Here is a 26,267-nt window from a genome sequence, read left to right as displayed (position 1 = left end):
ACGCAGAGCCCCTCATGAACATCACCCGACTCAACCAAGCGCCTGAATATGTTGCGCCTAACCACTTCGATATGCAGTGTTTACGTTTGCAAGGGCGCGAAGCGGGCCCTGCAGTTCAACTCTGGATGGGTTTATCCATCTTGAAACCCGGTGGCCACACCTCCCTGGACGGCTCGCCCATTGAAAAACATTATGTGGTGCTGCAAGGTGAACTCACGCTGGTGAGTGAGCTCAACGGTGTCGAGACACGCGAAGTGCTGCACACCTTTGACTCGTGCCGCTTCGCCCCCGGGGAAAAACGTCAAATCATCAATCACACCCAGCAAGAAGCGCGGATCTTGTTGGCCATGCCTTTTGATCCCCCCGCTGCTTAAGTCAATAGAAAACAACCGGAGACAAAACCATGCACAACACCCCCTTCACCCGTCGACAGAGTTTGCAATGGGCCGCGGCTTTGGCCGCAGGCACTGCACTGCCCAGCTTTGCGCAATCCGAGTGGCCCAAAGACAAAGCCGTCACCTTCATCGTGCCGTTCACCGCAGGCAGCGGCACGGATGTGATTGCCCGCACCGTCGCTGAAAAGCTCGGCCCCCTCTTAGGCGCACAAATCGTCATCGACAATAAAACGGGTGCAGGTGGCACCGTAGGCGCCGCGTTGGTCGCCAAAGCGCCAGCCGATGGTTACACCATGTTGGTTCACAGCTCGGGGCATGTGGTCAACCCAGCGCTGTACCCCAAGCTCAGCTACGACACACTCAAAGACTTTGACGGCATCAGCCCTTTGGCGAGCTTGCCCAATGTGATCGTGGTGTCCCCAAGCAAGGGCTACAAAGATGTGGCTGACCTGGTGGCCAAAGCCAAGGCGCAGCCCGGCGTCCTGAACTACGCATCGGCAGGCAACGGCTCAGCCACACACATGAATGCCGAAAAGTTTCGGGTGGCTGCGGGCGTTCAAGCCCAGCATGTGCCCTACCGCGGCACGCCCGAAGCCTTGACCGAAACTGCATCGGGCCGCATCGACTGGTTCTTTGCCCCGCTGGTGTCAGCGCTGCCCTTGATTCAAAGTGGCCGTCTACAAGCCTTGGCAGTGAGCACAGCACAGCGTTCGCCATTGCTACCCAATGTGCCATCCATCTCCGAGGCAGGCTTTGCCAGCGCGGCCTACACCTTCTGGGTGGGGTTGTTCGTGACCGCCAAAACACCCAAACCTATCGTGCAAAAACTGCATGCAGGTGTGATGAGCGTACTGGCCATGCCTGATGTGAAAGAACGTCTAGAAAAACTAGGCGCTGCCGCCATGCCAATGCAGCAAGATGCGTTTGAAAAATATTTAGATGCAGAAACCCTTGCCGCAGCGCAGCTGGTCAAGGCTGCAGGTATTCGCATCGAATAAGGACCTCAGTCAGCCGTGATCTTGGCTGACTAGATGACACCGCCCCAATAGTCCAGTTCTTTGCGTGTGAATTCGCCTAACTGTGCAGGCGTGAAGGCCTCGACCGAGGTGTCGGAATCTTCGGCCTTGTTGCGCACTTCTGGCATCTGCAAAATCTTGTTCACTTCAGCGTTCAGCCCTTGAGTTCAGACGCATAAGCAGGTGCTGGGTGCAGGTCGGTGATGCGCCCTGCTTTGGCCACTTGGCCTGGCACATCGTGACCCACGATGGCCGGCAAATGGCGCGCCACGTTCAGCAACTTCGTGAGGTCAATGCCCGTGTCGTAGCCCATGGCATCCAGCATGTGAATGGCATCTTCACTGCAAATATTGCCACTTGCACCCGGTGCATACGGACACCCACCCAAACCGCCCAACGAGCCATCCAAACGGGTAATGCCGCCTTGCACTGCCGCCAGCACATTGGCCAAGCCCATGCCGCGCGTGTTGTGAAAGTGCAGTGTGAGTTGCGTGTGTGGCAGTTGCTGCTGCAACGCCTCCACCATGCGGCTCACTTGCGCTGGATGCGCCATGCCCGTGGTGTCGCAAATGGTGAGGCCACGCACGCCTAAATCGGCAAAGCGTTGCGCGAACTGCTCCACCACCGCCTGAGGTACATCGCCCTCCATCGGGCAGCCAAAGCACGTCGACAACGACACGTTGATCGGCGTTCGGCCATCCACATGACGCACCACCTCGGCCAAAGACGCAAAGCTCTGCTCACGCGTCATGCGCAAATTGGCAAGGTTGTGCGTCTCAGATGTGGACATGACCAAGTTGAGCTCATCCGCACGTGATTCGAGCGCACGTTCGGCGCCGCGCAAATTGGGCACCAGCACGGTGTACTCAACGCCAGGCACGCGGGTGATGCGTCCCATCACTTCTTCGGCATCGCGCAGCATGGGAATGGCTTTGGGTGACGTGAAGGAAGTGGCTTCAATCTTGGCGTAGCCGCATTGGCTGAGTGCGTCGATGAGCGCAATTTTGTCGTCGGTGGCGATGAAGTTGGGTTCGATTTGGAAGCCGTCTCGGGTGACAACTTCATTGAAATAAATACGTGTCATGCGACGATGCCTTTGTCTTTGAGGGCTTGAATTTGTGTGGGCGTCAAACCAATTTCGTTGAGCACCGCATCTGTGTCTTGGCCAATGGTGGGCGCATTGCGGCGATGGCTGCCTGGTGTGCGCGAGAGTTTGGGAATGATGCCGGGCACAGCCAGCGATGTGCCGTCGTCCATCTGCACGTGTTGAATCATGCCGCGCGCTTGGTAATGCGGGTCTGCCGCAATGTCGGCCACGGTGTAGATGCGGCCGGCGGGCACGGCGGCTTGGTCCAACGCCTCCAGCACCTGCGCCACCGTGCGTTGGGCGGTCCACACACCAATGGCGGCATCAATTTCTACCACGCGTTTGACGCGTCCGGCGTTGTCGGTCAACTCGGGGTCGTTGCCCAAATCATCCCTGCCCATCGTGTGCATGAGGCGTTTGAAAATGCTGTCGCCGTTGCCTGCAATCAACACATAACCTTCGTCCTGGCAACGGTAGGCGTTGCTTGGTGCGATACCGGGCAAGGCACTGCCCGCTGCTTCGCGCACGGCGCCAAAAGCGCTGTACTCGGGCAACAAACTTTCCATGCAGTTGAACACCGCCTCATACAAAGCCACGTCAATCACTTGGCCCTGGCCGCTTGTTTGGCGCTCTTGCAGCGCCATCAAAATGCCGATCACGCCATGCAGCGAGGCCAAGGTGTCGCCAATGCTCACGCCCACACGCACCGGCACGCGGCCAGGCTCGGCGGTAAGGTGGCGCAAACCGCTCATGGCCTCGGCCACCACGCCAAAGCCGGGCTTGTCGCGGTAAGGCCCAGTCTGTCCGTAACCGCTGATGCGCAACATGATGAGGCGCGGGTTGAGGGCCAACAGTTCGTCGGGGCCAAGGCCCCAGCCTTCCATCGCACCCGGGCGAAAGTTTTCAATCAACACGTCCGCGTCTTTGACCAGTTGGCGCACGATGTCTTGCGCGGCCACGTCTTTCAAGTCCAGCGCCACCGAGCGTTTGTTGCGCGATTGCACTTGCCACCACACAGACGTGCCGTCTTTGAGCAAGCGCCACTTGCGCAACGGGTCGCCCGTCTTGGGCGTTTCAATCTTCACCACATCGGCACCAAAGTCGGCCAGCGTTTTGGCGGCGAAAGGGCCGGCGATGAGTTGGCCGAGTTCGACCACTTTGAGTCCTGTCAACGCGCTCATGGTTTTAAAGGGGATAAATCAAACATGACGGGACTATAAAAACAAACCACTGAACAAGGAATTGCTATTGCGTAGAATTTCCTTCGCGTTTCGCGAAGGATGAAAATCACGCCATGAAAAAAAGCTTCAACTTAAGCCGGTTCGACTTTGTCACGCTGCGCCTTTTCTGCGCGGTGGCGCAAAGCGGCAGCATCACCAAAGGAGCTGAAACTTGCCATTTGGCCCTGTCTGCGGCCAGCCGCCGCTTGTCTGACTTCGAATCAGCCACGGGCTCGCAGCTCTTAGAGCGCAGCAAGAAAGGGGTGCAGCTCACCCCCGCAGGGCATTTGGCTTTGCAACACTGCATTCGCTTGTTTCAAGGTTTGGAGCGTTTCAACAGCGAGTTGAGCGATTACTCGCAAGGCATCCGCGGCCATGTGCGTTTGTGGGCCAATATGTCGTCTCTCACCGAATACCTGCCGAGCATCCTGCATGACTTTTTATCAAGCCATGCCGACATCGTGGTGGAACTGGAAGAGCAGCTCAGCGGCGACATTGCACGCGCCTTGATCGACGGCATCGCAGACATTGGCGTGTTGGCCAATGAAACGCCGATGGACGGGCTGACCGTGGTGCCTTTTCAAACGAACGAGCTGGTGCTGCTGTGCCATGCGAGCCACCCACTGGCCAAACAAAAAAAAGTGGATTTCAAAACCTGTCTGCAATACGACTTTGTGGGTCTGAACCAAGGCAGCTCGTTGCTAGAACTCACATCACGCGTCGCAGAGAAAGAGGGCCAACACATGCACCTGCGCGTGCAAGTCAGAAGCTTTGATGCCATGTGCCACATGATTGCCGCAGGCCTAGGCATCGGCGTGCTGCCCCTAGGTGCCTGCGCCAGCCAAGTGCAAGCGCTCAAGCTGAAGGTGGTGCGTCTCAAAGACCCTTGGGCACAGCGCCAACTGGCGGTGGCGTTCAACCCCAAGCGCGCGTTGTCGCCGTCGGCGCAGCTGCTTTTGAAGGCGTTAACGCCGGCTTAAAACTCGGCGTGCAAACGCGCCGCATACACATGAACCGGCCCACGGTCGGCGTTGTAGGCAGGGTTTTGAATGCGTTGGTAATCCGCCGTCAGCCAAGTCCCACGCGTCATTTGGAAGCTGTAGAAAGCCTCCAAAACTTGCTCAGGCCTGTAACTCAGCGTTTGCGTGGCGCCTGCCGCATCGCCAATGAAGTACGACATGCCTCCAGCGGCCAAAAAGCCGCGACGTTCAGGCGACAAGGTGTTGCGCATGAAGGCCACGCCCACCGCATCGTCGGTACGTCCCCACAAGCCGCCTTTGAAAACAAGCCCCGTCGACAGCGACCCATCCGCTTCGGTGAAAGCGTAAGTTTCGGTGCGGCCATCGGCTTTCATGGCACGCAAGAAAAACCCCACGCTCGGGCTGATGGCTTGCTCGATGTTGACGCCCAAACCGTATTTGATTTTTTCGCCGCCGCGCACATCGATCAGTGCCTGCGGTGTGGTTTGTAAACCCGGGTGGCTTTGCAGCCACTGCGTCGCATCGTTGAAACTGGCCACTTGCGCGCGATTGCGCCACGCCAGCACACGCACTTTGCCCGGCTGATCGGCCAACATATGACCGCGTTCAACTTCCACTTGGTCGCCATAGTGTTTGCCCAAAGCAAAGTCCACAGGTAAACCATTGGGCTCTTTGGGACCGGTCATGCGGCCAAAGCGCAGCACCCAGTTGTCTTGATACCACTCGCCCGCAAAGCCCCAGCCAAAGCCACGGGCATCTGCCGCGTAGTCGTAAGAGGCGTAGGTCCAGTTGCCCCAGTTCATAAATTGGGTGCGCGGGTCTTTGGCATAGGCGTTGTCGTCAAACACGTCCAAGGTCGAGAAATTACCCGCGGTCAACACAAAGCGGTTTTTGTCGACCAGGCCCGCCATTTGGTTGAAATCGGAATCGACTTTTTCTTGCTCGCCACCCTGGTTCCAAGTTTGGCGCACAAACAGGCGCTGGCGATAGAGCTTGGGCGTACTGCCGCCAGCGCGGGTGATTTCACCATTGGTAAAGCCGCCCAAGCCTACCAAGTTGCCAGAAAACGGGATGCCCGCCGCGACTTCGGGGTTGAAATACAACTCACCGTCTTGCCACGGGCGAAAGCCCCAGTGTGCGGTGGTGCTGAAGGTGTACATGCGCTCACTTTGCGAGGACAAGCTGTTCGCCCCCGAATAGCCAGCCTTGAACGCGTTGTGGTGCTGCCAGTTGTAGGTGAGCTGATAGCGGGCCGTGGTGTCTTCGGTTTCAGCCACTGGCGCAGATTGCGCCCACACCCCCACCGCAGCCAAGCTGCACAGCACCGAAACGGCGAGTTGTTGAAGCGGAAAATGAGGCATGAAAGACGGAAAAGTAAAGCGAGCAAACATCAACCAATGTCGCCGACGGCTCATTGTAGGAAGGCTTTATTTCATTTCCATGAATCAGCACCCGCGCGCCCGCATAAAATCGCAGGCTCCATTTAAGGAAGACTCATGGGACGCACCCTTTACGACAAGATTTGGGACGAGCACGTCGTCCACACCGAAGAAGATGGCACGTCCATCCTCTACATCGACCGCCATTTGGTGCACGAAGTCACCAGCCCACAAGCGTTTGAGGGCATTCGCCAAGCGGGCCGCAAGGTCTGGCGCGTCAGCTCGATCGTGGCCACTGCCGACCACAACACGCCCACCACCGGCTGGGAACTGGGCTACGACGGCATCACCGACCCCATCAGCAAAGAACAAATCACCACGCTGGACAGCAACATGGCCGAGTTCGGCTCTGCCGCGTTCTTCCCGTTCATGTCCAAGCGTCAAGGCATCATCCATGTGATTGGCCCTGAAAACGGCGCCACCCTGCCCGGTATGACCGTGGTGTGCGGCGACAGCCACACCTCCACCCATGGCGCGTTTGCGGCGTTGGCCCACGGCATCGGCACCTCTGAGGTCGAGCACGTCATGGCCACGCAAACCTTGTTGGCCAAAAAAGCCAAGAACATGCTCATCAAAGTCGAAGGCACGCTGGCCAAAGGCGTGACCGGCAAAGACGTGGTGCTGGCCATCATCGGCAAAATCGGCACCGCCGGCGGCACGGGCTACACCATTGAGTTTTCGGGCTCTGCCATTCGCTCACTCAGCATGGAAGGCCGCATGACGGTGTGCAACATGGCCATCGAAGGCGGTGCGCGCGCGGGCTTGGTGGCGGTGGACGACAAAACCATCGAGTACGTCAAAGGCCGTCCTTTGTCCCCCACGGGCGTGGAATGGGACCAAGCCGTGGCGTATTGGAAAACCTTGCACTCTGACCCTGACGCTAAGTTTGACGCCGTGGTCGAGCTCAAGGCCGAAGACATCTTGCCGCAAGTCACTTGGGGCACGTCGCCCGAAATGGTGCTGGACATCAACGGCATCGTGCCTGACCCCGACAAAGAAAAAGACGCCAACAAGCGCGGTGCGATTGAACGTGCGTTGACGTACATGGACCTGCAGCCAGGCAAAGCGCTGAACGATTTGTTTGTGGACAAAGTGTTCATTGGCTCTTGCACCAACAGCCGCATTGAAGACATGCGCGAAGCCGCCGCGGTGGTGAAAAAGCTCGGTCAAAAAGTGGCCAAGAACATCAAGCTCGCTTTGGTGGTTCCCGGCTCTGGCTTGGTCAAAGCACAAGCCGAAGCCGAAGGTCTGCACGAGATTTTCAAAGCCGCTGGCTTTGAGTGGCGCGAGCCCGGTTGCTCCATGTGTTTGGCCATGAACGCCGACCGCTTAGAGCCCGGCGAACGCTGTGCGTCGACCAGCAACCGCAACTTCGAAGGCCGTCAAGGCAACGGGGGCCGCACCCATTTGGTCAGCCCCGCTATGGCAGCCGCTGCCGCCATTCACGGCCACTTTGTGGACGTGCGCAAGTTCGCGTAACTCAGGAGCATCGCTATGAACAAACTTCTGTTGATCGCATTAGCCCTCGTGGCCGTGGTGGGCCTCAGCGCTTGCAACACCATGCGCGGCATTGGCCAAGATGTGCAAAAGGCCGGTACGGCCATTGAAGACGCAGCGAAGAAAAAATAATGCAGAAATTCACCTTACACAAAGGCATCGTGGCCCCCATGGACCGCGAGAACGTCGACACCGACGCCATCATCCCCAAGCAGTTTTTGAAGTCCATCCGCAAGACGGGCTTTGGCCCCAACTTGTTTGACGAATGGCGCTATTTGGACCACGGCGAGCCCGGCCAAGACCCCGCCAGCCGCAAACCTAACCCCGACTTCGTGCTGAACCAGCCCCGCTACAAAGGCGCATCTGTACTCTTGGCCCGCAAGAACTTTGGCTGCGGCTCGTCACGCGAACACGCACCTTGGGCGATTGACCAATACGGCTTCCGCGCAGTCATCGCGCCTAGCTTTGCCGACATCTTCTTCAACAACTGTTTCAAAAACGGCTTGCTGCCCATTGTGTTGCCCGAAGCTGCGATTGACCTGTTGTTCAACGAAGTGCATGCCTTCCCAGGCTATGAGTTAACGATTGACCTTGAAAACCAAGTCATCGTGCGCCCCCAAGGCGAGACCATTCCGTTTGACGTGCAAGCCTTCCGCAAATACTGCTTGCTCAACGGCTTTGACGACATTGGCCTGACCCTGCGCCAGTCCGACAAGATCAAAGCCTTTGAAGCCGAACGCTTGGCCACCAAGCCTTGGTTGGCTCACACGATGTAAATCCACAGAGAAGAAGAACACATGAAAATCGCAATCCTCCCCGGTGATGGCATCGGTACCGAAATCGTCGCAGAAGCCGTCAGAGTTTTGAATGTCTTGGACTTGAAGTTCGAGATGGAAACCGCCTTGGTCGGTGGCGCCGCGTTTGACGCGCATGGCCACCCCTTGCCTGAATCCACTTTGAAGCTGGCCATGGCCTCTGACGCGGTGCTGTTCGGCGCGGTGGGCGATTGGAAATACGACACCCTCGACCGCCCTCTGCGCCCCGAGCAAGCCATTTTGGGTCTGCGCAAAAACATGGGTCTGTTCGCCAACTTCCGCCCTGCCATTTGCTACGAGCAATTGGTGGGCGCATCGAGCTTGAAGCCTGAGCTGATTTCTGGCTTGGACATTTTGATCATCCGCGAACTGACGGGCGACATTTACTTTGGCCAACCCCGCGGTCGCCGCGTGGCCACGGACGGTCACTTCCCAGGTGCGGAAGAAGCGTTTGACACCATGCGCTACAGCAAGCCCGAGATCGAACGCATTGCCCACGTGGCTTTCCAAGCCGCCCGCAAGCGCAAAGCCGCAGGCAAAGAAGGCCGCGTGACCAGCGTGGACAAAGCCAACGTGCTGGAAACCTTCCAATTCTGGAAAGACGTGGTGAGCGAAGTGGGCAAAGAGTACCCAGACATTGCGCTGGATCACATGTACGTGGACAACGCCGCCATGCAACTGGTCAAAGAGCCCAAGCGCTTTGACGTGGTGGTGACTGGCAACATGTTTGGCGATATCTTGAGCGACGAAGCATCCATGCTGACTGGCTCAATTGGCATGCTGCCTTCTGCTTCTTTGAACTCAAAGAACCAAGGTTTGTACGAACCCAGCCACGGCAGTGCCCCCGACATCGCTGGCAAAGGCGTGGCCAACCCCTTGGCCACCATCCTCAGCGCCGCCATGATGTTGCGCTTCAGCTTGAACCAAGCGGCAGCTGCTGACCGCATCGAGACCGCCGTGAAAGCGGTGTTGGCCCAAGGCCTGCGGACCCCCGACATTTACAGCGAAGGCACCACCAAAGTGGGCACTTCGCAAATGGGTGATGCGGTGGTGAAGGCTTTGCGTTAATTCACCTCATGCCTCGCCCATGAAAAACGCGCCTTGAAGGCGCGTTTTTTTATTGGCTCAGTGGTAATCGCTCTCGCGCTGATGCCGAACAGCCGCAATCACCACCGTTTGGCTGTCTGATATTTCAAACAAGGCCACATAGCCGGTAGCCCCAAACGGAATGATCAACTCGCGCAAGAACGGGCTCTGCTCTGCTTTACGACAAGTGAAAGGCGATGTTTTTAAAGTGGCAAACCCACTTTGAATGGCTGTGATCGCCTTGTCAGCCAAAGTCAAATCACCGCCACCTTCGCGAGCCAGTTCGCGTTGAAGCAAGAAATCAAAAAGCCGAAGCAAATCGGCTTCAGCTTCGCGCGTCAGTCGAACTTTAAACGTCATGCACGGCGTGAATGAACTTGCGAACGCGCTTTGGCCAATTGGTCACGCAACTGCGCGAGCATGTCATCGGCTTCGACATAGTCGTTGCTTTGGCGTGCCGTCTCTAAAGATTGAATACCACGCGCCAAAAACTCTGACTGATGCTGCCGCTGCATCAACGTGTCGCGCACCGCGTTTTCCACGAACTGCGACAGACTTTCGCCTTCATGCAAAAGCGACTCCACCGCCGTACGAAACTCGGGCTCAACGCGAATGGAAGGAAGGGTGGCTGATTTCATGCGAAAAGTGTATCGCTTTTGCGATGCAAGTCAATCAAAGAGTACGTGTCAGCTAGCCCCAAGCCCCCATCCGATACAATCGCCCCTATGTTTCACGCCCGCTCGTTCTCTCTGAACTTCGCTACCCCCGCACTGGTGGCGGCGCGCGCGCGTGCAATCACCATCAAAACCACGACCATTAAGGGCTAATCAGCTCCGGTTCGTCGTGCGCCCCCCGGCCAGACGAGCCGGGCAAACAGCCAGGTCTGGCACTGTTTTCTACATTTGAAAAGGCGTTGAAAAATGAGCAAGTTAGTAGGTTTAGTCGGTTGGCGTGGCATGGTCGGCTCGGTGCTGATCGACCGCATGGTTCAAGAAAAAGATTTCGATCTGATCGAACCCGTGTTCTTCTCCACGTCGAACGCAGGTGGCAAAGCCCCCGCGCAAGCCAAAAACGAAACCACGCTCCAAGACGCCAACAACATCGACGCGCTGAAGCGCTGCGAGATCATCATCACCTGCCAAGGCGGCGACTACACCAAAGAGGTGTACCCCAAGTTGCGCGCTGCGGGCTGGAACGGCCACTGGATTGACGCAGCCTCTAGCTTGCGCATGGCCGACGACGCCATCATCGTGCTCGACCCAGTCAACCGCAACGTGATTGACGCGGCCTTGGGCAAAGGCGGCAAAAACTGGATCGGCGGCAACTGCACCGTGAGCTTGATGCTCATGGGCTTGGGCGGCTTGTTCCAACACAACATGGTCGAGTGGGTCAGCGCCATGACTTACCAGGCTGCTTCGGGCGCGGGCGCACAAAACATGCGCGAGCTGCTGAGCCAAATGGGCGCTTTGCACGACGCCGTCAAAGACGACTTGGCCAACCCCTCTTCTGCCATCTTGGACATCGACCGCAAAGTGTCGGCCACCATGCGCAGCGCTGAGTTCCCCACCAAAAACTTCCGCAACACCGCCTTGGCTGGCAGCTTGATCCCTTGGATTGACGTACCTGTCGAAAACGGCCAAAGCAAGGAAGAGTGGAAAGGCGGCGCCGAGTGCAACAAGATCTTGGGCAACCCAGCATTCCGTACAGCAGGCTCGATCCCCATCGACGGTTTGTGCGTGCGCATTGGTGCCATGCGCTGCCACTCACAAGGCTTGACCATCAAGCTGAAAAAAGACGTGCCCATGGACGAGATCGAAAGCATCTTGGCCAGCGCGAACGATTGGGTCAAAGTGGTGCCCAACGTGCGCGAAATCAGCGAACGCGACCTGACACCCGCTGCCGTAACCGGCACTTTGACAGTTCCCGTGGGCCGTTTGCACAAAATGGCGATGGGCAACGACTACTTGGGCGCGTTCACCGTGGGTGATCAGCTTTTGTGGGGCGCTGCCGAGCCATTGCGCCGCATGTTGCGCATCCTGCTCGAGGCGTAAAACAAAGTAATATCTTTGGCTATGAAAAAAGCCCCCCGCACTGCTTCCAATTTGTTCCAGCGTTCAGCGCTGTGGGCAGCCCTGTCACTGTCGGTTTTCGGCAGTGCGCAGGCACTCACCTTGAGCCGCCCTGTCGTACAAAGCAAGCAGGGCGAGGCTCTGCGCGCAGAGATCGACATCAGCGACATCACTGCTGTTGAACAAACCGAGTTGCAAGCGGGGATCGCCAGCCAAGAAATTTACAAAGCGGCCAAGATGGAGCTGCCCGTCAGCAACGGCGTGCCACTTGAGATTCAAGTACAACTGTTGCGTCGCGACAACGGAAAACTCTATCTGAAGGTGAGCAGCAAGCAAGCCATTCATAACAATTCACTCGATGTGTTGATTGATTTGCGATGGGCGACAGGTCGCCTGCTGCGCGACATCAGCTTGTCGTTGGATGATGGCAAGTCAAACGCAAAACCCATCGCGGCCTTACCCGTTTCGGCTGGTGCCGCTGCGGGCAAAACCGCACAACCTATCACCGTCAAACGCGGCGACACCGCCAGCGAGCTGACCGCAGGCAAAACGCCAGAAGGCGTGTCTTTAGAACAAATGTTGCTGGCCTTGTTGCGCAGCAACCCCGATGCGTTTGTCGAGTCCAACGTCAACCGCATGAAGGAAGGCGCTTTGCTGACCTTGCCCACGGAGCAAGAAGCCAAAGCTGTGTCGCGCGAAGAAGCGCGCAAAGCTATCCAAATTCAGACCAAAGACTTTGAAGCCTACCGCGCCGAGTTGGCCGCACGCGCCCCCGGCGGCACCGTGCCCAAGGCGGCCCGCGATACCGCAGGCAAGCTTGAAGCTCAGGTACAAAACAAAAATGCCAAGACCAACCAAGACAAGTTGACCTTGGCCAAACCCGGCAGCAAAGACGCTGCTGCCGACAGCATTGCCCAGCAACGCGAAGCCCAAGACGTGGCCACCCGCGCTGCCGAGTTGAGCCGCAACATTGCCGAACTCGGCAAGATTGCAGCAGCCACCGTGACCAATGCAACGAGCCCTGCGTCTGAAGCAGCCTCTGCAGGCGGCGCATTGCCCGTGGAAGTGCCTGCCAGTGCAGCCTCAGCCAATGGCGAATGGCTGAACGAACTGCGCGAACACAGCCTCACCCCCGTGGGTGCTGGCAGCCTGATTGCCATTTTGGTGTTGGTCGGTTTGTGGCGCCGTCGTGCTTTGAACAAAAGCGACGACGACATTCAAGGCTTGCCACCACTGAACGTGAAGTTCAATCTGGACTTGCCTGAGTTTGACGGCCAAAACCCTGTTGAACGTGGCTACATCCACGAAGTCGCCACGCACATGCACGATGCGCATGAACACCCACACGACCATGCGCACGAAGAAGAACGCACTTACAGCGCCGAGCAACCCGCACGCCCCACCATGGAAATGCCCAACATTTCTTTGGACCTCGACGATGCCGGTTATCCCAGCCCCTACCAAGTGCGCATCGACTTGGCTGACGAGCTGTGGAACCTGGGCCAACTGCACACCAGCCGTGCCTTGATGGAAGAGGTGGCGATAGAAGCCTCTGGTGCTGACAAAGAAAAAGCCCTCCAGTGGCTGGCTGAACGAGGCTAAGCCGCATGCGCATCGCCATGGGCTTGAGCTACAACGGCCAAGCCTACGAAGGCTGGCAGAGCCAACTCTCTGGCAAAACAGTGCAGGACAAGCTTGAAAAAGCCTTGTCCAAGTTCACCCAAACTCCCGTCTCTACCTTGTGTGCAGGCCGCACCGATGCCGGTGTGCATGGCCTCATGCAAGTGATTCACTTTGACACCGAGCTTGACCGCACGCCCTACTCGTGGGTGCGCGGCACCAACCGCTATTTGCCGCTCGACATTGCGGTGCAATGGGCACGCGAAATGCCGCGTGAATTTCACTGCCGTGGCAGCGCCATTGCGCGCCGATATGCCTATGTGGTGCTCGAATCAGCCGTGCGCCCCAGCGTCGAAGTGGGACGTGTAGGCTGGGTGTACCGCCCGCTCGAGCTTGAAGCCATGCAAAAAGCCGCGCAGTACCTGATGGGCGAACACGACTTCACCTCGTTTCGCGCCTCCAGCTGCCAAGCCCTCACACCCGTCAAAACCATGACGCGCATCGACATCACCCGCAAAAGCACCCAGCCCGGCTCAGCCGTGTGGCGCTTTGAGTTTGAAGCCAGCGCGTTTTTGCACCACATGATTCGCAACCTCATGGGCTGCTTTGTGAAGATTGGCACAGGCGACAAACCACCCGAGTGGATGGCCGACGTGCTGGCCGCCCGCGACCGCGATGCCGCCGCCCCCACCTTCAGCCCCGATGGCTTGTATTTCTTGGGCCCCCGCTACGACGCGCAGTGGGATTTGCCTGACCGTACCCCTGCGTATGATGGGTTGCCATGAACCGCACGCGTATCAAAATTTGTGGACTCACCCGTGAGCAAGACGTCGACGACGCCGTGGCCGCAGGCGTAGACGCCATTGGCTTTGTCATGTACGCCCCCAGCCCCCGCGCTGTGACGGTGGAGCGTGCCGCCGAGCTGGCCTTGCGCCTGCCCGCCTTCGTCACGCCCGTGCTGCTGTTTGTGAATGAAACCTCCGAGGCCATTGCCCACGCGTGTGTGCAAGTGCCAGGCGCGTGGCTGCAGTTCCACGGCGACGAAACACCCGACCACTGCCGCAAGATTGCCCGCACCCTAGGCCGCCGCTGGATTCGGGCTGCCCGCATTCCGCTAGAAACCCCTGCGGGCGAAGAAGCTTTCGACCTCTTAAAATACGCACAAGATTACTCAGACGCCCAAGCGGTGCTGCTCGACGCCCATGTCGACGGTTACGGCGGCGGCGGCAAAACATTCAATTGGTCACAGCTTCCTCCAAACGTCAACGCTCACCTCGTCTTGTCTGGTGGACTCAACGCTGCCAACGTGACCGATGGCATTCGCGCGTTGCGTAACCACGGCCATTCATTGGCAGTGGACGTGAGCTCAGGCGTCGAATCAGCCAAAGGCATCAAAGATGCGGCCAAGATTCACGAATTCGTCCGAGCCGTACGCGCCGCCGACGCAGAGCACCCGCTCTAAGCACTCCTCCTGTTTTGTTTGAAGCACTTGGGCGCGTAAGCCCCAAGGCAATTTTTGTAGGCTATCTATGTCGAACTACCAACAACCCGACGCCAAAGGCCACTTTGGCATTTACGGCGGCAGCTTCATCAGCGAAACGCTGACCCACGCCATCGAAGAGCTGAAAGAGGCCTACGCCAAATACCAGCACGACCCCGAATTCATCGCTGAGTTCAAGTCAGAGCTGGCCCACTTCGTAGGCCGCCCTTCGCCCATCTACCACGCAGCCCGCATGAGCCGCGAAATGGGTGGTGCGCAAATCTTCTTGAAGCGTGAAGACCTGAACCACACCGGCGCTCACAAGATCAACAACACCATCGGCCAAGCCATGCTCGCCAAGCGCATGGGCAAGCCCCGCGTGATTGCCGAAACAGGCGCAGGCCAACACGGCGTGGCCACCGCCACCATTTGCGCCCGCTACGGTTTGGAATGCGTGGTCTACATGGGTGCTGAAGACGTCAAACGTCAAAGCCCCAACGTGTACCGCATGAAGCTCTTGGGCGCCACTGTGGTGCCCGTGGAGAGCGGCAGCCGCACCCTCAAAGATGCACTGAACGAAGCCATGCGCGACTGGGTGGCCAACGTGGACAACACCTTCTACATCATCGGCACGGTGGCGGGGCCTCACCCCTACCCGATGATGGTGCGCGACTTCCAAAGCGTGATTGGCGAAGAGTGCCTCACGCAAATGCCGGAGATGTTCAAGAGCCTCAAGATGGCGGAACAACAACCCGATGCCGTGGTTGCCTGCGTGGGCGGCGGCAGCAATGCCATGGGCATCTTCTACCCCTACATCGACCACGCCAACACACGCCTCATTGGCGTGGAGGCCGCTGGCGAAGGCATGGACACCGACCGTCACTCGTGCTCGTTGCAGCTGGGCGCGCCCGGCGTGTTGCACGGCAACCGCACTTACATCTTGCAAGACGAGAACGGCCAAATCACCGAAACGCACAGCGTGAGCGCTGGCCTCGACTACCCCGGCGTGGGCCCCGAGCACGCGTTTCTTAAAGACATTGGTCGCGCTGAGTATGTGGGCATCACCGACAAAGAAGCGTTAGAAGCCTTCCACTACCTGTGCCGCACCGAGGGCATCATCCCTGCGCTGGAATCAAGCCATGCCGTGGCCTACGCCATGAAACTGGCCAAGACCATGAAGCCCGAGCAATCCATCTTGGTCAACCTCTCAGGCCGTGGCGACAAAGACATTGGCACCGTGGCCGACCTGAGCAACGCAGACTTCTTCTGCCGCCCCAGCTGCCAAGGCCAATCGGTCAAAGGCGGCCCGACAGAACAAACCATGAAATTTGTGAAGTGAACCGCACCATGAGCCGTATTGACGCCACCCTCGCCGCCCTCAAGGCCCAAGGCCGCAAAGCCCTCATCCCCTACGTGATGGCAGGTTTCCCACAAGCCAACATCACGCCCGCCCTCATGCACGGCATGGTGGATGCAGGCGCTGACATCATCGAACTGGGCGTTCCCTTTAGCGACCCCATGGCCGATGGTGCTGTGATTCAAAAAGCAGGCGAAGCCGCGCTGCGTTTTGGCATTGGCACCACCCAAGTGCTGGACATGGTGCGTGAGTTCCGCCAAACCAACACCACCACCCCCGTGGTGCTGATGGGCTACGCCAACCCCGTGGAGTGCTACAACCTCAAGCACGGCGCAGATTCGTTCGTCAAAGACGCGTCTGCTGCAGGCGTGGACGGCGTGCTCATCGTCGACTACCCACCGGAAGAATGCGAAGAGTTCGCTGCTACGCTGCGCGCCCACAGCATGGACCTGATCTTCTTGCTCGCGCCCACCAGCACCGACAAGCGCATGGAACAAGTGGCGCGCATTGCCAGCGGCTATGTGTATTACGTCTCGCTCAAAGGCGTGACCGGCGCTGGCAACCTCGACACCGACGCCGTCGAAGCCATGCTGCCGCGCATTCGCCAGCATGTGCACATCCCCGTGGGTGTGGGCTTTGGCATTCGCGATGCCGCCACCGCCAAAGCCGTGGGCCGCGTGGCCGATGCCGTGGTGATTGGCAGCCGCATCATCCAGCTGCTTGAAGCCGCGCCAGCAGGCCAAGAAGTGGCTGCTGCGCACGCATTTTTGGCGGGCATTCGCCAGGCTTTGGACGCTTGAACGTCTCTCAAAACGATACCTACCCCGCCCGTTAAAATCAATCCATTCCAAAAGAACTGACGAAAGGCTCACCATGAGTTGGCTCGAAAAACTGCTTCCCCCAAAAATTCAACACACAGAACCCTCTGAGCGCCGCAGCGTGCCCGAAGGCGTGTGGGTGAAGTGCCCCAGCTGTGAGACCGTGCTCTACAAGAGCGACTTGCAAGCCAACCAAAACGTCTGCCCCACCTGCAGCCACCACCACCGCACCAGCGCGCGCGACCGTTTGGACATGTTCCTGGACGCCGAAGGCCGCTACGAAATCGGTCAAGAAGTGCTGCCTGTGGACGCCTTGAAATTCAAGGACAGCCGCAAATACCCCGAGCGCCTCAAAGAAGCCATGCAAAACACAGGCGAAACAGACGCCTTGGTGGTCATGGGCGGTGCGGTGCACAACATCAATGTGGTCGTGGCCTGCTTTGAATTCGACTTCATGGGCGGCTCGATGGGCTCGGTCGTGGGCGAGCGCTTTGTGCGCGGCGTGCACACCGCCATCGAACAAAAAGTACCGTTCATTTGTTTCACCGCCACCGGTGGCGCGCGCATGCAAGAGGGCTTGCTCTCGCTCATGCAAATGGCCAAGACCAACGCCTCGCTCACCCGCTTGGCCAAAAAAGGTTTGCCATACATCGCTGTGTTGACCGACCCCACCATGGGTGGCGTGTCAGCCGGCTTCGCGTTTGTGGGTGACGTGGTCATCGCCGAACCCAATGCCCTGATTGGCTTTGCCGGTCCTCGCGTGATTGAAAACACCGTGCGCGTGACCTTGCCCGCAGGCTTCCAACGCGCCGAGTTCTTGCAGCAAAAAGGCGCCATCGACATGATTTGCGACCGCCGCGAACTGCGTAAAACCATTGCCAGCACACTGGCCATGTTGCAGCGCCAGCCAGCGGATGCTGTGGCTTAATTTCAGTCACGGCCTTGCATAAAAAAAGCCCTCTTCGGAGGGCTTTTTCATGGGACGCTGTGGGCTTAAGAGCTGAACAAAAAGTTCATCACATCGCCGTCTTTCACCACGTATTCCTTGCCTTCGGCGCGCATCTTGCCTGCGTCTTTGGCGCCTTGTTCGCCTTTGAAGGCGATGAAGTCGTCAAACGCGATGGTCTGGGCGCGGATATAGCCCTTTTCGAAATCGGTGTGGATCACGCCAGCGGCTTGTGGGCCGGTGTCGCCCACGTGGATGGTCCATGCGCGCACTTCTTTCACACCAGCGGTGAAATAGGTTTGCAGGCCTAAGAGCGTGTACGCAGAGCGAATCAAGCGGTTCAGGCCTGGCTCGTCTTGGCCGAGTTCTTTGAGGAACTCCAAGCGGTCCGCATCTTCCATCTCAGACAACTCGGCTTCGATCTTGGCGCAGATGGCCACCACGGGCGCGTTTTGCGCTTGGGCAAAGGCCTTGAGGCGGTCTAAGAAGGGGTTGTTCTCAAAGCCGTCTTCGGACACGTTGGCCACAAACATGGCGGGCTTGGCGGTGATGAAGAAGAACTGCTTGAGTTCGACCAGCTCTTCTTTGCTGAAGTCGATGGTGCGCACGGGCTTGGTGTCGTTGAGCGCGGTTTGGCACTTTTCGAGAATGGCCATTTGCTTGACGGCTTCTTTGTCGCCGGAGCGGGCGATTTTGCTCACGCGGTGAATCGCTTTTTCGACGGCCGCCAAGTCGGCCAAGCACAGCTCGGTCTGGATGACTTCGATGTCGGCAATCGGGTCCACCTTGTTGGCGACGTGGATCACGTTGTCGTCTTCAAAGCAGCGCACCACGTTGACGATGGCGTCGGTTTCGCGGATGTGAGCCAAAAACTTGTTGCCCAAGCCTTCGCCTGTGCTGGCGCCAGCCACGAGGCCAGCGATGTCCACAAATTCCACAATCGCCGGCACGATGCGCTCGGGCGTGATGATCTCGGCCAACTGCTGCAAACGAGGGTCCGGCACTTCGACCACGCCGGTGTTGGGCTCAATGGTGCAAAACGGATAGTTTTCCGCAGCGATGCCCGCTTTGGTCAGGGCGTTGAACAGGGTGGATTTGCCAACGTTGGGCAAGCCCACGATGCCGCATTTCAAACTCATAAAAATATCCTTGTAACTGCCTCAGATTGTACTAAGCCCTCAAACGGCAGGACCCGGCTGTCACTCTGCGATGCACCGCACAGATGTTTTGCCGCACATTCGGTAACCTACGCCTTGAAATCAAAAAGGAAACACGGCTATGACACACACCTCACGCTGGCTTGGCTTGACCAGCCTATTGCTCGCCCTGGGTTCATTCACTGCACAGGCTGACACGCTGGCCGAGGCACAAGCGCGCTACAAAGAAGAAATGGCCGAATGCGCCCGCCTGACGTCCGCAGAAGAATTGAAGACCTGTCGCTTAGAAGCCCGCAATGCCTTGGCAGAAGCCAAACGCAACAAGCTCGACGAGGCACCGGCCTCGGCGGTGCAACGCAACCAATCGCAGCGATGCGACGCGCATGCGGGCGACGAACGTGCCGCATGTGAAGCGCGCATGCGAGGTGAAGGCCGCACAGAAGGCAGCGTGCGCGAAGGCGGCATGTTGCGCGAAATCGTCAGACCCGTGCCCAGCAAATAACCAGCCTTGGCTTTAAAACGACCAGGGCGCTGACACCACTTGCCCCACGCGCAAGGTTTGTCCAACGCCACTGAGCGGGATGGTGTTCATGCCAAAGGTGACAGCACCGTTGACCCGCGCGTCTTGGCGGTATATCTGCAAGGTGTCGCTGACAACAGGGGCCGAAGTGCCCGTGTCGGGGTCAATGTTAGGAATGGGGCAACGGGGACAGGGCTTGACGGGGTGCAGTTGCACGGGGCCTGTGTCGGTGTCGAGGGTCATCACGCCCACGCGGTCTTCGTCATGGGCATGTACGCCCGACAACACCAAGTTGGCACGAAAACGTCGCATATCCACAGCGTCCACCCCTTGCTGGGCCAAGCGTGTGTTGAGTTCATCCAGCGAGGCAGTGCTGGCAACGAGCACCGGAAATCCATCACTGAATTGGTTCAGGGCTTCGACGCCTTGGGCCCACTTGCGGCTGGCCACGCGTTTGTGGCGTTCATCAAAACGCACCAAGCGCAGCGGCCCCAGGCTTTCACCCAAAAACTCCGTCAACCATGCGCTGGCAGCAGTGCCCATGTCGAACGCGGGCACCGCGTCATCCCACACGCGAACGGTGGTGGGGCGCGCTTGTGGGCTGGCACCTTGCACGCTCACAGTTGGCAAATGCAAAGCCACCATGCCGCTGGCGTGCAACACCAGCTCGGTCACGCCCGTCCCAGAATGCACCAGCTCTGGCTGAACCAACGCCATGCGCGGCAGTTCGCGCTGGGTCAGCATCTCGCCCTCGGCGTCCACCACCATCCATGCGCGGTCGTGGACCAGCCCAGTGGGGGTGAGCACCGCCTGCGTCACCGAAATACCTGCGCACGACTTGATGGGAAACACCCACAAGGCGGCAATGCGTGCTTCAAATTCAACAGAGGTCATACGGCATTGTGCCGCCCTCCTACAATCGACTTCATGGCTCAAAAACTGGACGTTTGTATTCGCGGCGATGGCATGGTGGGACGCACCTTGGCCCTGCTGCTCGCACGCCAAAAACTACGCGTGGGATTGGTCACCTCAGCCCCCAAAACCACGCAAGACGTTAGGGCTTACTCACTCAACAGCGCTTCTCGTGACTTGCTGTCTGGTTTGCGCTGCTGGCCCGACGCCATGCACGCCACCCCCGTGCAGCACATGCGTGTGTGGGGCGACGATGGCGGCTTTACCCACTTTGAAAGCCCCACGCCCGAAGGCCTGACTTGGATCGTGGACGTGCCCGTGCTCGAAGCCCAACTGGCCGAAGCCGTGCGTTACCAAGCCGAAATTACCCCGCTCACCGCCCCCGAACCCGCTGCTTTGACCGTGGTGTGCGAAGGCCGCGCCAGCGCCACCCGCGCTGAGCTGGGCGTGAACTTTGAGGTATTGCCTTACCAACAACACGCCGTGGCCGCCCGCGTGCGTTGCAGCACGCCGCACCGCCAACAAGCGCTGCAGTGGTTCACCCAAGGCGTACACGGATTAGAAATTTTGGCGTTGCTGCCTTTGGGCGGTGCGCAGGGCGACACGGCCAGCTTGGTGTGGTCGCTGCCACCCGAACGCGCCAAAGACATGTTGGCGCTGAGCCCCGAAGCTTTTGGCATTGAACTTGAACACGCCAGCAACGGCGTGCTGGGCCAAATCGCGCTCACCAGCGAACGCGCCATGTGGCCCTTGCAGTTGGCCTGTGCCGATCGCTGGACCGGCAGCTTTGCAGACGGCAGCGCTTGGGCATTGGCAGGCGATGCAGCCCACAACATTCACCCGCTGGCTGGCTTGGGCCTCAACCTCGGCTTGGCCGATGTGGCCGAGCTGGCGAATGTGCTGAAAGCCCGCGAGGCCAAAGACTACTGGCGCAGCGTGGGCGACCGTTACTTCATGCGCCGCTACGAGCGTGCCCGCAAAGCCGACATGGTGCCCACTTGGGTGGCGTGCGATGGCTTGCAACGCTTGTTTGCCCACCCCAACCCCGGCGTGCAAGCGCTGCGCAACTGGGGCATGAATGGCTTTAACAGCCTGGCCACCGTCAAAGCTTGGGCCATGCACCAAGCCATGGGCTAACCGCCCGCCCCTTTTCACCCACACGAGGCAACGCACACATGCAACGCACCTTTCGCCAACTCTCTGCCGCTGCATTGCTTGCGCTGAGCATCACCAGTGTTTGGGCCCAAGGCCACGAAGCCACCATTCGCAAAAACCTGAGCGAGCGCATTCCACAAATTCCCAAGATTGAAGAAATCACGCCCACCCCATTGGCAGGCATTTACGAGTTGCGCCTGAGCACCAACGAGATTTATTACAGCGACGCCCAAGGCAACTTCCTCATTCAAGGCAACTTGATTGACACCAAAAGCAAACGCAACCTGACCGAAGAACGCGAAGCCAAACTGAGCGCGGTCGACTTCAACGCCCTGCCACTGAAAGACGCCATCACCATCGTCCACGGCAACGGCAAACGCAAGCTCGCCGTGTTTGAAGACCCCAACTGCGGTTACTGCAAACGCTTCGAGCGCGACTTGGCCAAAATTGACAACGTGACGGTGTATTTGTTTTTGATGCCCGTGCTGGGCCCCGGCTCTGTCGAAAAATCACGCAACGTGTGGTGCGCCAAAGACCCAGCCGCCGCATGGGTCAACCTCATGCAAAAAGACATGGCACCTGCCGCCGCGCAGTGCAACACCGCGGCGATTGACCGCAATTTGGACTTTGGCCGCAAATACAAAATCACCGGCACACCCACGCTGGTGGCGCAAGACGGCACACGCGTGCCAGGTGCCATCAACAGCACGCAAATTGAAAAACTGCTAGCTGACGCCACCAAATAAACGAGTACATCACCATGGTTCATTCCCCCATCACCCCTGACAGCAATGCAGGTCAATTTATTGAACGCTTGGGCTACGCAGGCCTGATTCCGTTTGTGGTGCTCGCCTTTTTCATGTGGATCGTCACCCCCGAAGCGCACCCCTTTGTGGCGATTGCGCTCAGCGCGTATGGCGCCACCATTGCCTCCTTTTTAGGCGGTATCCATTGGGGCATTGGTCTGCGTCACAACGCACCGCAACGCAAGCTGCACATGGTGTGGGGCGTGGTCCCTTCGCTGGTGTCGTGGATCGCGGTCATGATGCCGGCCTACGCGGGCTTGCCTTTGTTGGCCGTGCTGCTGGTGGCTTGCTATTTGGTCGATCGCAAAACTTGGCCCGAAGCGGGCTTGCGCGATTGGATGACCATGCGCTTTCGCCTGACCGTGGTGTCCACCTTGGCCTGCTTGCTCGGCGCGGCAGCGACTTAAAAATGCACTACCGCATCGAAGCCGCAGACCTGCACGCCCACCTGTATGGCGTGACACTCACCATCGCCCAACCCACCGCAGGCCAGCGCGTGTCGCTGCCGGTGTGGATTGCGGGCAGCTACATGGTGCGCGAATTTGCCAAGCAAATCACCGGCCTCAGCGCACGCCAAGGCAAGCGCAACGTGACTGTGCAACAGCTCGACAAAGCCACGTGGGTGATCGGCTGCGAAGCCAACACACCCCTCACACTGCACTACCAAGTGCATGCGCATGACGACTCGGTGCGTACCGCTTGGCTGACCACCCAACGCGGCTTCTTCAACGGCACCAGCTTGTGCTTGCAAGTCGAAGGCCAAGCGGATGTGCCCCACCAGCTAGAACTGGTGGCTGACTCTTTCAACACACACAAGACATGGCAAGTGGCCACCGGCCTCACGCCCGTCAAAACCGACCGCCAAGGCTTTGGCACCTATGTGGCCGCCGACTACGACGAACTGGTGGACTGCCCCGTAGAAATGGGTGCGTTTTGGAGCGGCAGCTTCAAAGCCTGCGGCATCGAACACCGCTTTGTGGTGGCGGGCGCCACGCCCACGTTTGATGGCGAACGTTTGCTGCGCGACACACAAAAGATTTGCGAAACCGCCATTCGTTTTTGGCACGGCCACAAACGCTCGGCCACGCCACACACACACTACGTGTTCATGCTCAACGCCGTGGCCGACGGCTATGGAGGCTTGGAGCACCGCAACTCTACGGCGCTCATTTGCAACCGTGCCGACTTGCCGCGACTCAACGACAACAAACCAAGCGACGCCAAGCAAAGCGAGGGCTACACCACGCTCTTGGGCCTCATCAGCCACGAGTACTTCCACACCTGGAACGTGAAACGCTTGCGCCCCGCCGAATTTGCGCGCTACGACTACCGCCAAGAAAACTACACCGAGCTGCTGTGGTTCTTTGAAGGCTTCACCAGCTACTACGACGATTTGCTGCTGCGCCGCGCAGGGCTGATTGACGATGCGCAGTACTTGAAGCTGCTCAACAAAACCATCAACCAAGTGCTGCAAACACCGGGCCGCGAGGTCCACAGCGTGGCGCAATCAAGCTTTGAAGCGTGGACCAAGTACTACCGCCAAGACGCCAACAGCCCCAACCTCACCGTGAGCTACTACACCAAGGGCGCGCTGGTCGCTTTGTGTCTAGACCTCACACTGCGCCAGCACGGCGTGAAAAACCACAGCGTGTCGCTGGACGATGTGATGCGCGCCTTGTGGGCGCGTTGCTGCACAGGCAAGCACGAAGGTCCGATGAGCGAAGCCGATGTATTGGCGGTGCTCAAAGAACTCACAGGCCGCTCGTGGCACACCGAGTTCAAAGCATGGGTGCACGGCACACGCGACTTGCCGCTAGAAAAACTGCTGGCCGCACACGGCGTGAAGGTGCAGCACGACCCCGCTCAGCTGGCCCAACGCTTGGGCTTGCGTGTGGCGGAAGACCACAGCGTGCAAATCAAAACTGTGCTCAACGGCAGCGCAGCGCACAAGGCTGGCTTTGCACCGGGCGATGAGTGGCTGGGCGTGGACGTGGCGGGCAAAGCACCCTCTGCTTGGCGCCTCAAAAAACTCGACGATTTGCTGCTTTACGCAGGCGCGGCCAAAAAAGTCACCGCCCTGATCAGCCGCGACCGCCAGTTGCTGCGTCTGAACCTCGCTTTGCCTGACGCCAAAGCCAATAGCACCTGGCGTCTCATGCAGGACAACCCCAAACTGCTCAGTCGCTGGCTAGGCCTATAGTTCAGATCACGATTTTCAACTCACCTTTTCACACGTTTGGGAGCATCCGCATGAGCTACGAATTCATCACCATCCACACCGAAGCCGACAAAGTGGGCGTCATCACCCTCAACCGCCCCAAGCAGCTCAATGCGCTGAACGCCGGTTTGATGGTGGAGTTGGGCCAAGCCCTCAAAGACTTTGATGCCAACGAAGCCATCGGCTGCATGGTCATCACCGGCAGCGAAAAAGCATTTGCCGCAGGCGCTGACATTGGCGCCATGGCCACCTACAGCTTTGCTGACGTGTACAAAAACGACTACATCACCCGCGATTGGGAAACCATCCGCAGCATCCGCAAACCCGTCATTGCGGCGGTAAGCGGCTTTGCTTTGGGTGGTGGCTGCGAGTTGGCGATGATGTGCGACTTCATCATCGCCGCTGACAACGCCAAGTTTGGCCAACCCGAAATCAAGCTCGGCATCATCCCAGGCGCGGGCGGCACGCAACGCTTGCCTCGCGCGGTGGGTAAATCCAAAGCCATGGACCTGGCTTTGACAGGCCGCATGATGGACGCGACCGAGGCCGAACGCGCTGGCTTGGTCAGCCGCGTGGTGCCGCTGGACAAATTGATGGAAGAAACCTTGGGTGCAGCGCTGATGATTTGCGGCTACTCGCAAATCGCCGCCATGGCCGCCAAAGAGTCGGTCAACCGCGCGTTTGAAGGCACCTTGGCCGATGGCGTGATGTTTGAACGCCGCCTGTTCCACGCCTTGTTTGCCACTGCCGACCAAAAAGAAGGCATGGACGCGTTTGTCAACAAACGCCCTGCCGACTTCAAACACCAATAAGCCCGCGCTAAAAGCCCACAGTTTGTGGACTTTTAGGCGATCGCTACCATCCGGTGCATCTGAATTAGAAAGTACCACATGGAACTCTTGACCGACCCACAAGCGTGGATTGCCTTTGCCACGCTGACCGCACTCGAACTGGTGCTGGGCATTGACAACATCATCTTCATTTCTATCTTGGTGGACAAATTGCCCCCAGAGAAGCGTGAGTTGGCGCGCCGCATTGGCCTGTTCATGGCCATGTTCATGCGCATCGGCTTGCTGCTGCTGCTGTCGGTCATTGTGGGTTTGGTCGAGCCTTTGTTCACCGCGTTTGGCAAAGATATTTCTGGCCGTGACCTGATTTTGATTTCAGGCGGCCTGTTCCTGATTTGGAAAAGCACTGGTGAAATTCACCAATCCCTCGAAGGTGAAGAAGATCACGGAGGCAGCGCGGTCAAAGCCACCATGTTCGCCATCATCTTGCAAATCATGGTGATCGACTTGGTGTTCTCGCTCGACTCCATCATCACCGCCGTGGGCATGGTGGACGAGGTGGCCATCATGATTGCCGCCGTCATCGCGTCTGTGGGTTTGATGATGGCGTTTGCTTCGGGCATTGGCCGCTTTGTGTCAAACCACCCGTCCATCAAAATGCTGGCCCTGACCTTCTTGGTCGTGGTGGGCGTGGTGTTGATGGCCGAAGGTTTGGGCCACCACATTCCAAAAGGCTACATCTACTTCGCGATGGCGTTCTCGGTGATTGTGGAGATGCTCAACATCCGCTTCCGCAAACGCGCCAAAAACGTGGTCCAACTGCACCAGAACATGCCTTAACGACGCGCATCAGCATGCATACATCAAGCCATCTCTTGTACTTAGA

General features: G+C 58.4%; 29 protein-coding genes. 21 read left to right on the top strand and 8 right to left on the bottom strand.

Annotated features, from left to right (window positions below; genetic code table 11):
- Positions 1 to 14: 14 nt before the first annotated feature.
- Positions 15 to 374, top strand: coding sequence for a cupin domain-containing protein (locus B9Z44_RS10220; RefSeq protein WP_108402373.1), 360 nt, complete (start codon positions 15 to 17; stop codon positions 372 to 374).
- A gap of 29 nt (positions 375 to 403) precedes the next feature.
- Positions 404 to 1,393, top strand: a complete 990-nt coding sequence (locus B9Z44_RS10215; protein ID WP_108359296.1) for a Bug family tripartite tricarboxylate transporter substrate binding protein — start codon at positions 404 to 406, stop codon at positions 1,391 to 1,393.
- Positions 1,394 to 1,422: 29 nt separating this feature from the next.
- Here the strand turns inward: B9Z44_RS10215 and B9Z44_RS15415 are convergent, their stop codons facing one another.
- The 3 genes from B9Z44_RS15415 to B9Z44_RS10205 are packed head-to-tail and all read right to left on the bottom strand — an operon-like array spanning position 1,423 to position 3,679.
- Complete coding sequence (locus B9Z44_RS15415; RefSeq protein ID WP_281258803.1) at positions 1,423 to 1,557, bottom strand: hypothetical protein; 135 nt, start codon at positions 1,555 to 1,557, stop codon at positions 1,423 to 1,425.
- A gap of 8 nt (positions 1,558 to 1,565) precedes the next feature.
- A complete protein-coding gene (locus B9Z44_RS10210; protein WP_108359297.1) occupies positions 1,566 to 2,495 on the bottom strand; it encodes a hydroxymethylglutaryl-CoA lyase in 930 nt (309 codons plus the stop codon).
- Positions 2,492 to 3,679 (bottom strand): CaiB/BaiF CoA transferase family protein, encoded by a 1,188-nt coding sequence (locus B9Z44_RS10205; RefSeq protein WP_108359298.1) that lies wholly within the window; start codon positions 3,677 to 3,679, stop codon positions 2,492 to 2,494. The genes B9Z44_RS10210 and B9Z44_RS10205 overlap by 4 nt, the downstream gene beginning before the upstream one ends.
- A gap of 113 nt (positions 3,680 to 3,792) precedes the next feature.
- Between B9Z44_RS10205 and B9Z44_RS10200 the strand changes: the two genes are divergently transcribed.
- Positions 3,793 to 4,698, top strand: coding sequence for a LysR family transcriptional regulator (locus B9Z44_RS10200; protein ID WP_108359299.1), 906 nt, complete (start codon positions 3,793 to 3,795; stop codon positions 4,696 to 4,698).
- Here the strand turns inward: B9Z44_RS10200 and B9Z44_RS10195 are convergent.
- Positions 4,695 to 6,059 carry a carbohydrate porin gene (locus tag B9Z44_RS10195; RefSeq protein WP_108402886.1) on the bottom strand — a complete coding sequence of 455 codons (1,365 nt, stop codon included), beginning with the start codon at positions 6,057 to 6,059 and terminating at the stop codon, positions 4,695 to 4,697. The two genes, B9Z44_RS10200 and B9Z44_RS10195, sit on opposite strands and share 4 nt — an antisense overlap.
- 135 nt (positions 6,060 to 6,194) lie before the next feature.
- Between B9Z44_RS10195 and leuC the strand changes: the two genes are divergently transcribed.
- From leuC to leuB, 4 genes are read left to right on the top strand one after another with little or no spacing between them, the layout of a single operon-like run.
- Positions 6,195 to 7,616 carry a 3-isopropylmalate dehydratase large subunit gene (gene leuC, locus B9Z44_RS10190; protein WP_108402372.1) on the top strand — a complete coding sequence of 474 codons (1,422 nt, stop codon included), beginning with the start codon at positions 6,195 to 6,197 and terminating at the stop codon, positions 7,614 to 7,616.
- Between the two features lie 15 nt (positions 7,617 to 7,631).
- A complete protein-coding gene (locus B9Z44_RS10185; RefSeq protein WP_104801556.1) occupies positions 7,632 to 7,766 on the top strand; it encodes an entericidin A/B family lipoprotein in 135 nt (44 codons plus the stop codon).
- The gene (gene leuD, locus B9Z44_RS10180) at positions 7,766 to 8,410 is read left to right on the top strand and encodes a 3-isopropylmalate dehydratase small subunit (RefSeq protein WP_104801555.1); all 645 of its coding nucleotides are present in this window, start codon (positions 7,766 to 7,768) and stop codon (positions 8,408 to 8,410) included. Before B9Z44_RS10185 ends, leuD begins: the two co-directional genes overlap by 1 nt.
- 21 nt (positions 8,411 to 8,431) lie before the next feature.
- The gene (gene leuB / locus B9Z44_RS10175) at positions 8,432 to 9,517 is read left to right on the top strand and encodes a 3-isopropylmalate dehydrogenase (RefSeq protein WP_108402371.1); all 1,086 of its coding nucleotides are present in this window, start codon (positions 8,432 to 8,434) and stop codon (positions 9,515 to 9,517) included.
- A gap of 57 nt (positions 9,518 to 9,574) precedes the next feature.
- Here leuB and B9Z44_RS10170 read toward each other — a convergent pair whose 3' ends face one another.
- Together B9Z44_RS10170 and B9Z44_RS10165 are read right to left on the bottom strand one after the other, a co-directional pair.
- The gene (locus B9Z44_RS10170; RefSeq protein WP_108359304.1) at positions 9,575 to 9,895 is read right to left on the bottom strand and encodes a type II toxin-antitoxin system RelE/ParE family toxin; all 321 of its coding nucleotides are present in this window, start codon (positions 9,893 to 9,895) and stop codon (positions 9,575 to 9,577) included.
- Positions 9,892 to 10,173 carry a YlcI/YnfO family protein gene (locus tag B9Z44_RS10165; RefSeq protein WP_108359305.1) on the bottom strand — a complete coding sequence of 94 codons (282 nt, stop codon included), beginning with the start codon at positions 10,171 to 10,173 and terminating at the stop codon, positions 9,892 to 9,894. Before B9Z44_RS10165 ends, B9Z44_RS10170 begins: the two co-directional genes overlap by 4 nt.
- A 282-nt stretch (positions 10,174 to 10,455) precedes the next feature.
- Here B9Z44_RS10165 and asd point away from each other — a divergent pair, with 282 nt between their 5' ends.
- The 7 genes from asd (at position 10,456) to accD (ending at position 17,807) form a co-directional block, all read left to right on the top strand.
- Positions 10,456 to 11,586, top strand: a complete 1,131-nt coding sequence (asd, locus tag B9Z44_RS10160; protein WP_108402370.1) for an aspartate-semialdehyde dehydrogenase — start codon at positions 10,456 to 10,458, stop codon at positions 11,584 to 11,586.
- A gap of 21 nt (positions 11,587 to 11,607) precedes the next feature.
- Positions 11,608 to 13,206, top strand: coding sequence for a type IV pilus assembly protein FimV (locus tag B9Z44_RS10155; protein WP_108402369.1), 1,599 nt, complete (start codon positions 11,608 to 11,610; stop codon positions 13,204 to 13,206).
- Between the two features lie 5 nt (positions 13,207 to 13,211).
- On the top strand, positions 13,212 to 14,009 hold the full coding sequence (gene truA, locus B9Z44_RS10150; RefSeq protein ID WP_108359308.1) for a tRNA pseudouridine(38-40) synthase TruA: 798 nt from the start codon (positions 13,212 to 13,214) through the stop codon (positions 14,007 to 14,009).
- Positions 14,006 to 14,686, top strand: a complete 681-nt coding sequence (locus B9Z44_RS10145) for a phosphoribosylanthranilate isomerase (RefSeq protein WP_108402368.1) — start codon at positions 14,006 to 14,008, stop codon at positions 14,684 to 14,686. Before truA ends, B9Z44_RS10145 begins: the two co-directional genes overlap by 4 nt.
- Before the next feature lie 67 nt (positions 14,687 to 14,753).
- On the top strand, positions 14,754 to 16,043 hold the full coding sequence (gene trpB / locus B9Z44_RS10140) for a tryptophan synthase subunit beta (protein WP_108402367.1): 1,290 nt from the start codon (positions 14,754 to 14,756) through the stop codon (positions 16,041 to 16,043).
- A gap of 8 nt (positions 16,044 to 16,051) precedes the next feature.
- On the top strand, positions 16,052 to 16,861 hold the full coding sequence (gene trpA / locus B9Z44_RS10135; RefSeq protein ID WP_108402885.1) for a tryptophan synthase subunit alpha: 810 nt from the start codon (positions 16,052 to 16,054) through the stop codon (positions 16,859 to 16,861).
- A gap of 73 nt (positions 16,862 to 16,934) precedes the next feature.
- Positions 16,935 to 17,807 (top strand): acetyl-CoA carboxylase, carboxyltransferase subunit beta, encoded by an 873-nt coding sequence (accD, locus tag B9Z44_RS10130; protein WP_108359311.1) that lies wholly within the window; start codon positions 16,935 to 16,937, stop codon positions 17,805 to 17,807.
- Positions 17,808 to 17,872: 65 nt separating this feature from the next.
- Here accD and ychF read toward each other — a convergent pair whose 3' ends face one another.
- On the bottom strand, positions 17,873 to 18,964 hold the full coding sequence (gene ychF, locus B9Z44_RS10125) for a redox-regulated ATPase YchF (RefSeq protein ID WP_108359312.1): 1,092 nt from the start codon (positions 18,962 to 18,964) through the stop codon (positions 17,873 to 17,875).
- Positions 18,965 to 19,103: 139 nt separating this feature from the next.
- On the opposite strand from ychF, the gene B9Z44_RS10120 reads away from it, so the two are divergent.
- On the top strand, positions 19,104 to 19,484 hold the full coding sequence (locus B9Z44_RS10120; RefSeq protein WP_108359313.1) for a hypothetical protein: 381 nt from the start codon (positions 19,104 to 19,106) through the stop codon (positions 19,482 to 19,484).
- A gap of 12 nt (positions 19,485 to 19,496) precedes the next feature.
- Here B9Z44_RS10120 and B9Z44_RS10115 read toward each other — a convergent pair whose 3' ends face one another.
- Positions 19,497 to 20,396 carry an MOSC domain-containing protein gene (locus tag B9Z44_RS10115; RefSeq protein ID WP_108402366.1) on the bottom strand — a complete coding sequence of 300 codons (900 nt, stop codon included), beginning with the start codon at positions 20,394 to 20,396 and terminating at the stop codon, positions 19,497 to 19,499.
- 33 nt (positions 20,397 to 20,429) lie between these two features.
- Here B9Z44_RS10115 and B9Z44_RS10110 point away from each other — a divergent pair, with 33 nt between their 5' ends.
- The 6 genes from B9Z44_RS10110 (at position 20,430) to B9Z44_RS10085 (ending at position 26,221) form a co-directional block, all read left to right on the top strand.
- On the top strand, positions 20,430 to 21,551 hold the full coding sequence (locus B9Z44_RS10110) for an FAD-dependent monooxygenase (protein ID WP_108402365.1): 1,122 nt from the start codon (positions 20,430 to 20,432) through the stop codon (positions 21,549 to 21,551).
- A 38-nt stretch (positions 21,552 to 21,589) separates the two neighbouring features.
- On the top strand, positions 21,590 to 22,315 hold the full coding sequence (locus tag B9Z44_RS10105) for a DsbC family protein (protein WP_108402364.1): 726 nt from the start codon (positions 21,590 to 21,592) through the stop codon (positions 22,313 to 22,315).
- A 14-nt stretch (positions 22,316 to 22,329) separates the two neighbouring features.
- Complete coding sequence (locus B9Z44_RS10100; RefSeq protein ID WP_108359317.1) at positions 22,330 to 22,782, top strand: DUF3429 domain-containing protein; 453 nt, start codon at positions 22,330 to 22,332, stop codon at positions 22,780 to 22,782.
- Positions 22,783 to 22,784: 2 nt separating this feature from the next.
- On the top strand, positions 22,785 to 24,575 hold the full coding sequence (locus B9Z44_RS10095; protein WP_108402363.1) for a M61 family metallopeptidase: 1,791 nt from the start codon (positions 22,785 to 22,787) through the stop codon (positions 24,573 to 24,575).
- Between the two features lie 50 nt (positions 24,576 to 24,625).
- Positions 24,626 to 25,405: an enoyl-CoA hydratase gene (locus tag B9Z44_RS10090; RefSeq protein WP_108359319.1), complete on the top strand. Its 780-nt coding sequence runs from the start codon at positions 24,626 to 24,628 to the stop codon at positions 25,403 to 25,405.
- 78 nt (positions 25,406 to 25,483) lie between these two features.
- Positions 25,484 to 26,221 (top strand): TerC family protein, encoded by a 738-nt coding sequence (locus B9Z44_RS10085; protein WP_108359320.1) that lies wholly within the window; start codon positions 25,484 to 25,486, stop codon positions 26,219 to 26,221.
- Positions 26,222 to 26,267 lie beyond the last annotated feature (46 nt).

This window comes from Limnohabitans curvus (assembly GCF_003063475.1).
Lineage (GTDB): Bacteria > Pseudomonadota > Gammaproteobacteria > Burkholderiales > Burkholderiaceae_C > Limnohabitans > Limnohabitans curvus.
This window is presented reverse-complemented; position numbering and strand designations above follow the sequence as displayed.

Coding starts and splice junctions, on each gene's coding strand:
- B9Z44_RS10120 (WP_108359313.1), top strand. CDS start 19,104: ATGACACACACCTCACGCTGGCTTGGCTTGACCAGCCTATTGCTCGCC.
- B9Z44_RS10195 (WP_108402886.1), bottom strand. CDS start 6,059: ATGCCTCATTTTCCGCTTCAACAACTCGCCGTTTCGGTGCTGTGCAGC.
- leuB (WP_108402371.1), top strand. CDS start 8,432: ATGAAAATCGCAATCCTCCCCGGTGATGGCATCGGTACCGAAATCGTC.
- B9Z44_RS10200 (WP_108359299.1), top strand. CDS start 3,793: ATGAAAAAAAGCTTCAACTTAAGCCGGTTCGACTTTGTCACGCTGCGC.
- B9Z44_RS10210 (WP_108359297.1), bottom strand. CDS start 2,495: ATGACACGTATTTATTTCAATGAAGTTGTCACCCGAGACGGCTTCCAA.
- B9Z44_RS10155 (WP_108402369.1), top strand. CDS start 11,608: ATGAAAAAAGCCCCCCGCACTGCTTCCAATTTGTTCCAGCGTTCAGCG.
- B9Z44_RS10110 (WP_108402365.1), top strand. CDS start 20,430: ATGGCTCAAAAACTGGACGTTTGTATTCGCGGCGATGGCATGGTGGGA.
- B9Z44_RS10095 (WP_108402363.1), top strand. CDS start 22,785: ATGCACTACCGCATCGAAGCCGCAGACCTGCACGCCCACCTGTATGGC.
- accD (WP_108359311.1), top strand. CDS start 16,935: ATGAGTTGGCTCGAAAAACTGCTTCCCCCAAAAATTCAACACACAGAA.
- leuC (WP_108402372.1), top strand. CDS start 6,195: ATGGGACGCACCCTTTACGACAAGATTTGGGACGAGCACGTCGTCCAC.
- B9Z44_RS10215 (WP_108359296.1), top strand. CDS start 404: ATGCACAACACCCCCTTCACCCGTCGACAGAGTTTGCAATGGGCCGCG.
- B9Z44_RS10085 (WP_108359320.1), top strand. CDS start 25,484: ATGGAACTCTTGACCGACCCACAAGCGTGGATTGCCTTTGCCACGCTG.
- leuD (WP_104801555.1), top strand. CDS start 7,766: ATGCAGAAATTCACCTTACACAAAGGCATCGTGGCCCCCATGGACCGC.
- truA (WP_108359308.1), top strand. CDS start 13,212: ATGCGCATCGCCATGGGCTTGAGCTACAACGGCCAAGCCTACGAAGGC.
- B9Z44_RS10100 (WP_108359317.1), top strand. CDS start 22,330: ATGGTTCATTCCCCCATCACCCCTGACAGCAATGCAGGTCAATTTATT.
- B9Z44_RS10105 (WP_108402364.1), top strand. CDS start 21,590: ATGCAACGCACCTTTCGCCAACTCTCTGCCGCTGCATTGCTTGCGCTG.
- B9Z44_RS10170 (WP_108359304.1), bottom strand. CDS start 9,895: ATGACGTTTAAAGTTCGACTGACGCGCGAAGCTGAAGCCGATTTGCTT.
- B9Z44_RS10145 (WP_108402368.1), top strand. CDS start 14,006: ATGAACCGCACGCGTATCAAAATTTGTGGACTCACCCGTGAGCAAGAC.
- B9Z44_RS10185 (WP_104801556.1), top strand. CDS start 7,632: ATGAACAAACTTCTGTTGATCGCATTAGCCCTCGTGGCCGTGGTGGGC.
- trpA (WP_108402885.1), top strand. CDS start 16,052: ATGAGCCGTATTGACGCCACCCTCGCCGCCCTCAAGGCCCAAGGCCGC.
- trpB (WP_108402367.1), top strand. CDS start 14,754: ATGTCGAACTACCAACAACCCGACGCCAAAGGCCACTTTGGCATTTAC.
- B9Z44_RS10115 (WP_108402366.1), bottom strand. CDS start 20,396: ATGACCTCTGTTGAATTTGAAGCACGCATTGCCGCCTTGTGGGTGTTT.
- B9Z44_RS10165 (WP_108359305.1), bottom strand. CDS start 10,173: ATGAAATCAGCCACCCTTCCTTCCATTCGCGTTGAGCCCGAGTTTCGT.
- B9Z44_RS10090 (WP_108359319.1), top strand. CDS start 24,626: ATGAGCTACGAATTCATCACCATCCACACCGAAGCCGACAAAGTGGGC.
- B9Z44_RS10220 (WP_108402373.1), top strand. CDS start 15: ATGAACATCACCCGACTCAACCAAGCGCCTGAATATGTTGCGCCTAAC.
- ychF (WP_108359312.1), bottom strand. CDS start 18,964: ATGAGTTTGAAATGCGGCATCGTGGGCTTGCCCAACGTTGGCAAATCC.
- asd (WP_108402370.1), top strand. CDS start 10,456: ATGAGCAAGTTAGTAGGTTTAGTCGGTTGGCGTGGCATGGTCGGCTCG.
- B9Z44_RS10205 (WP_108359298.1), bottom strand. CDS start 3,679: ATGAGCGCGTTGACAGGACTCAAAGTGGTCGAACTCGGCCAACTCATC.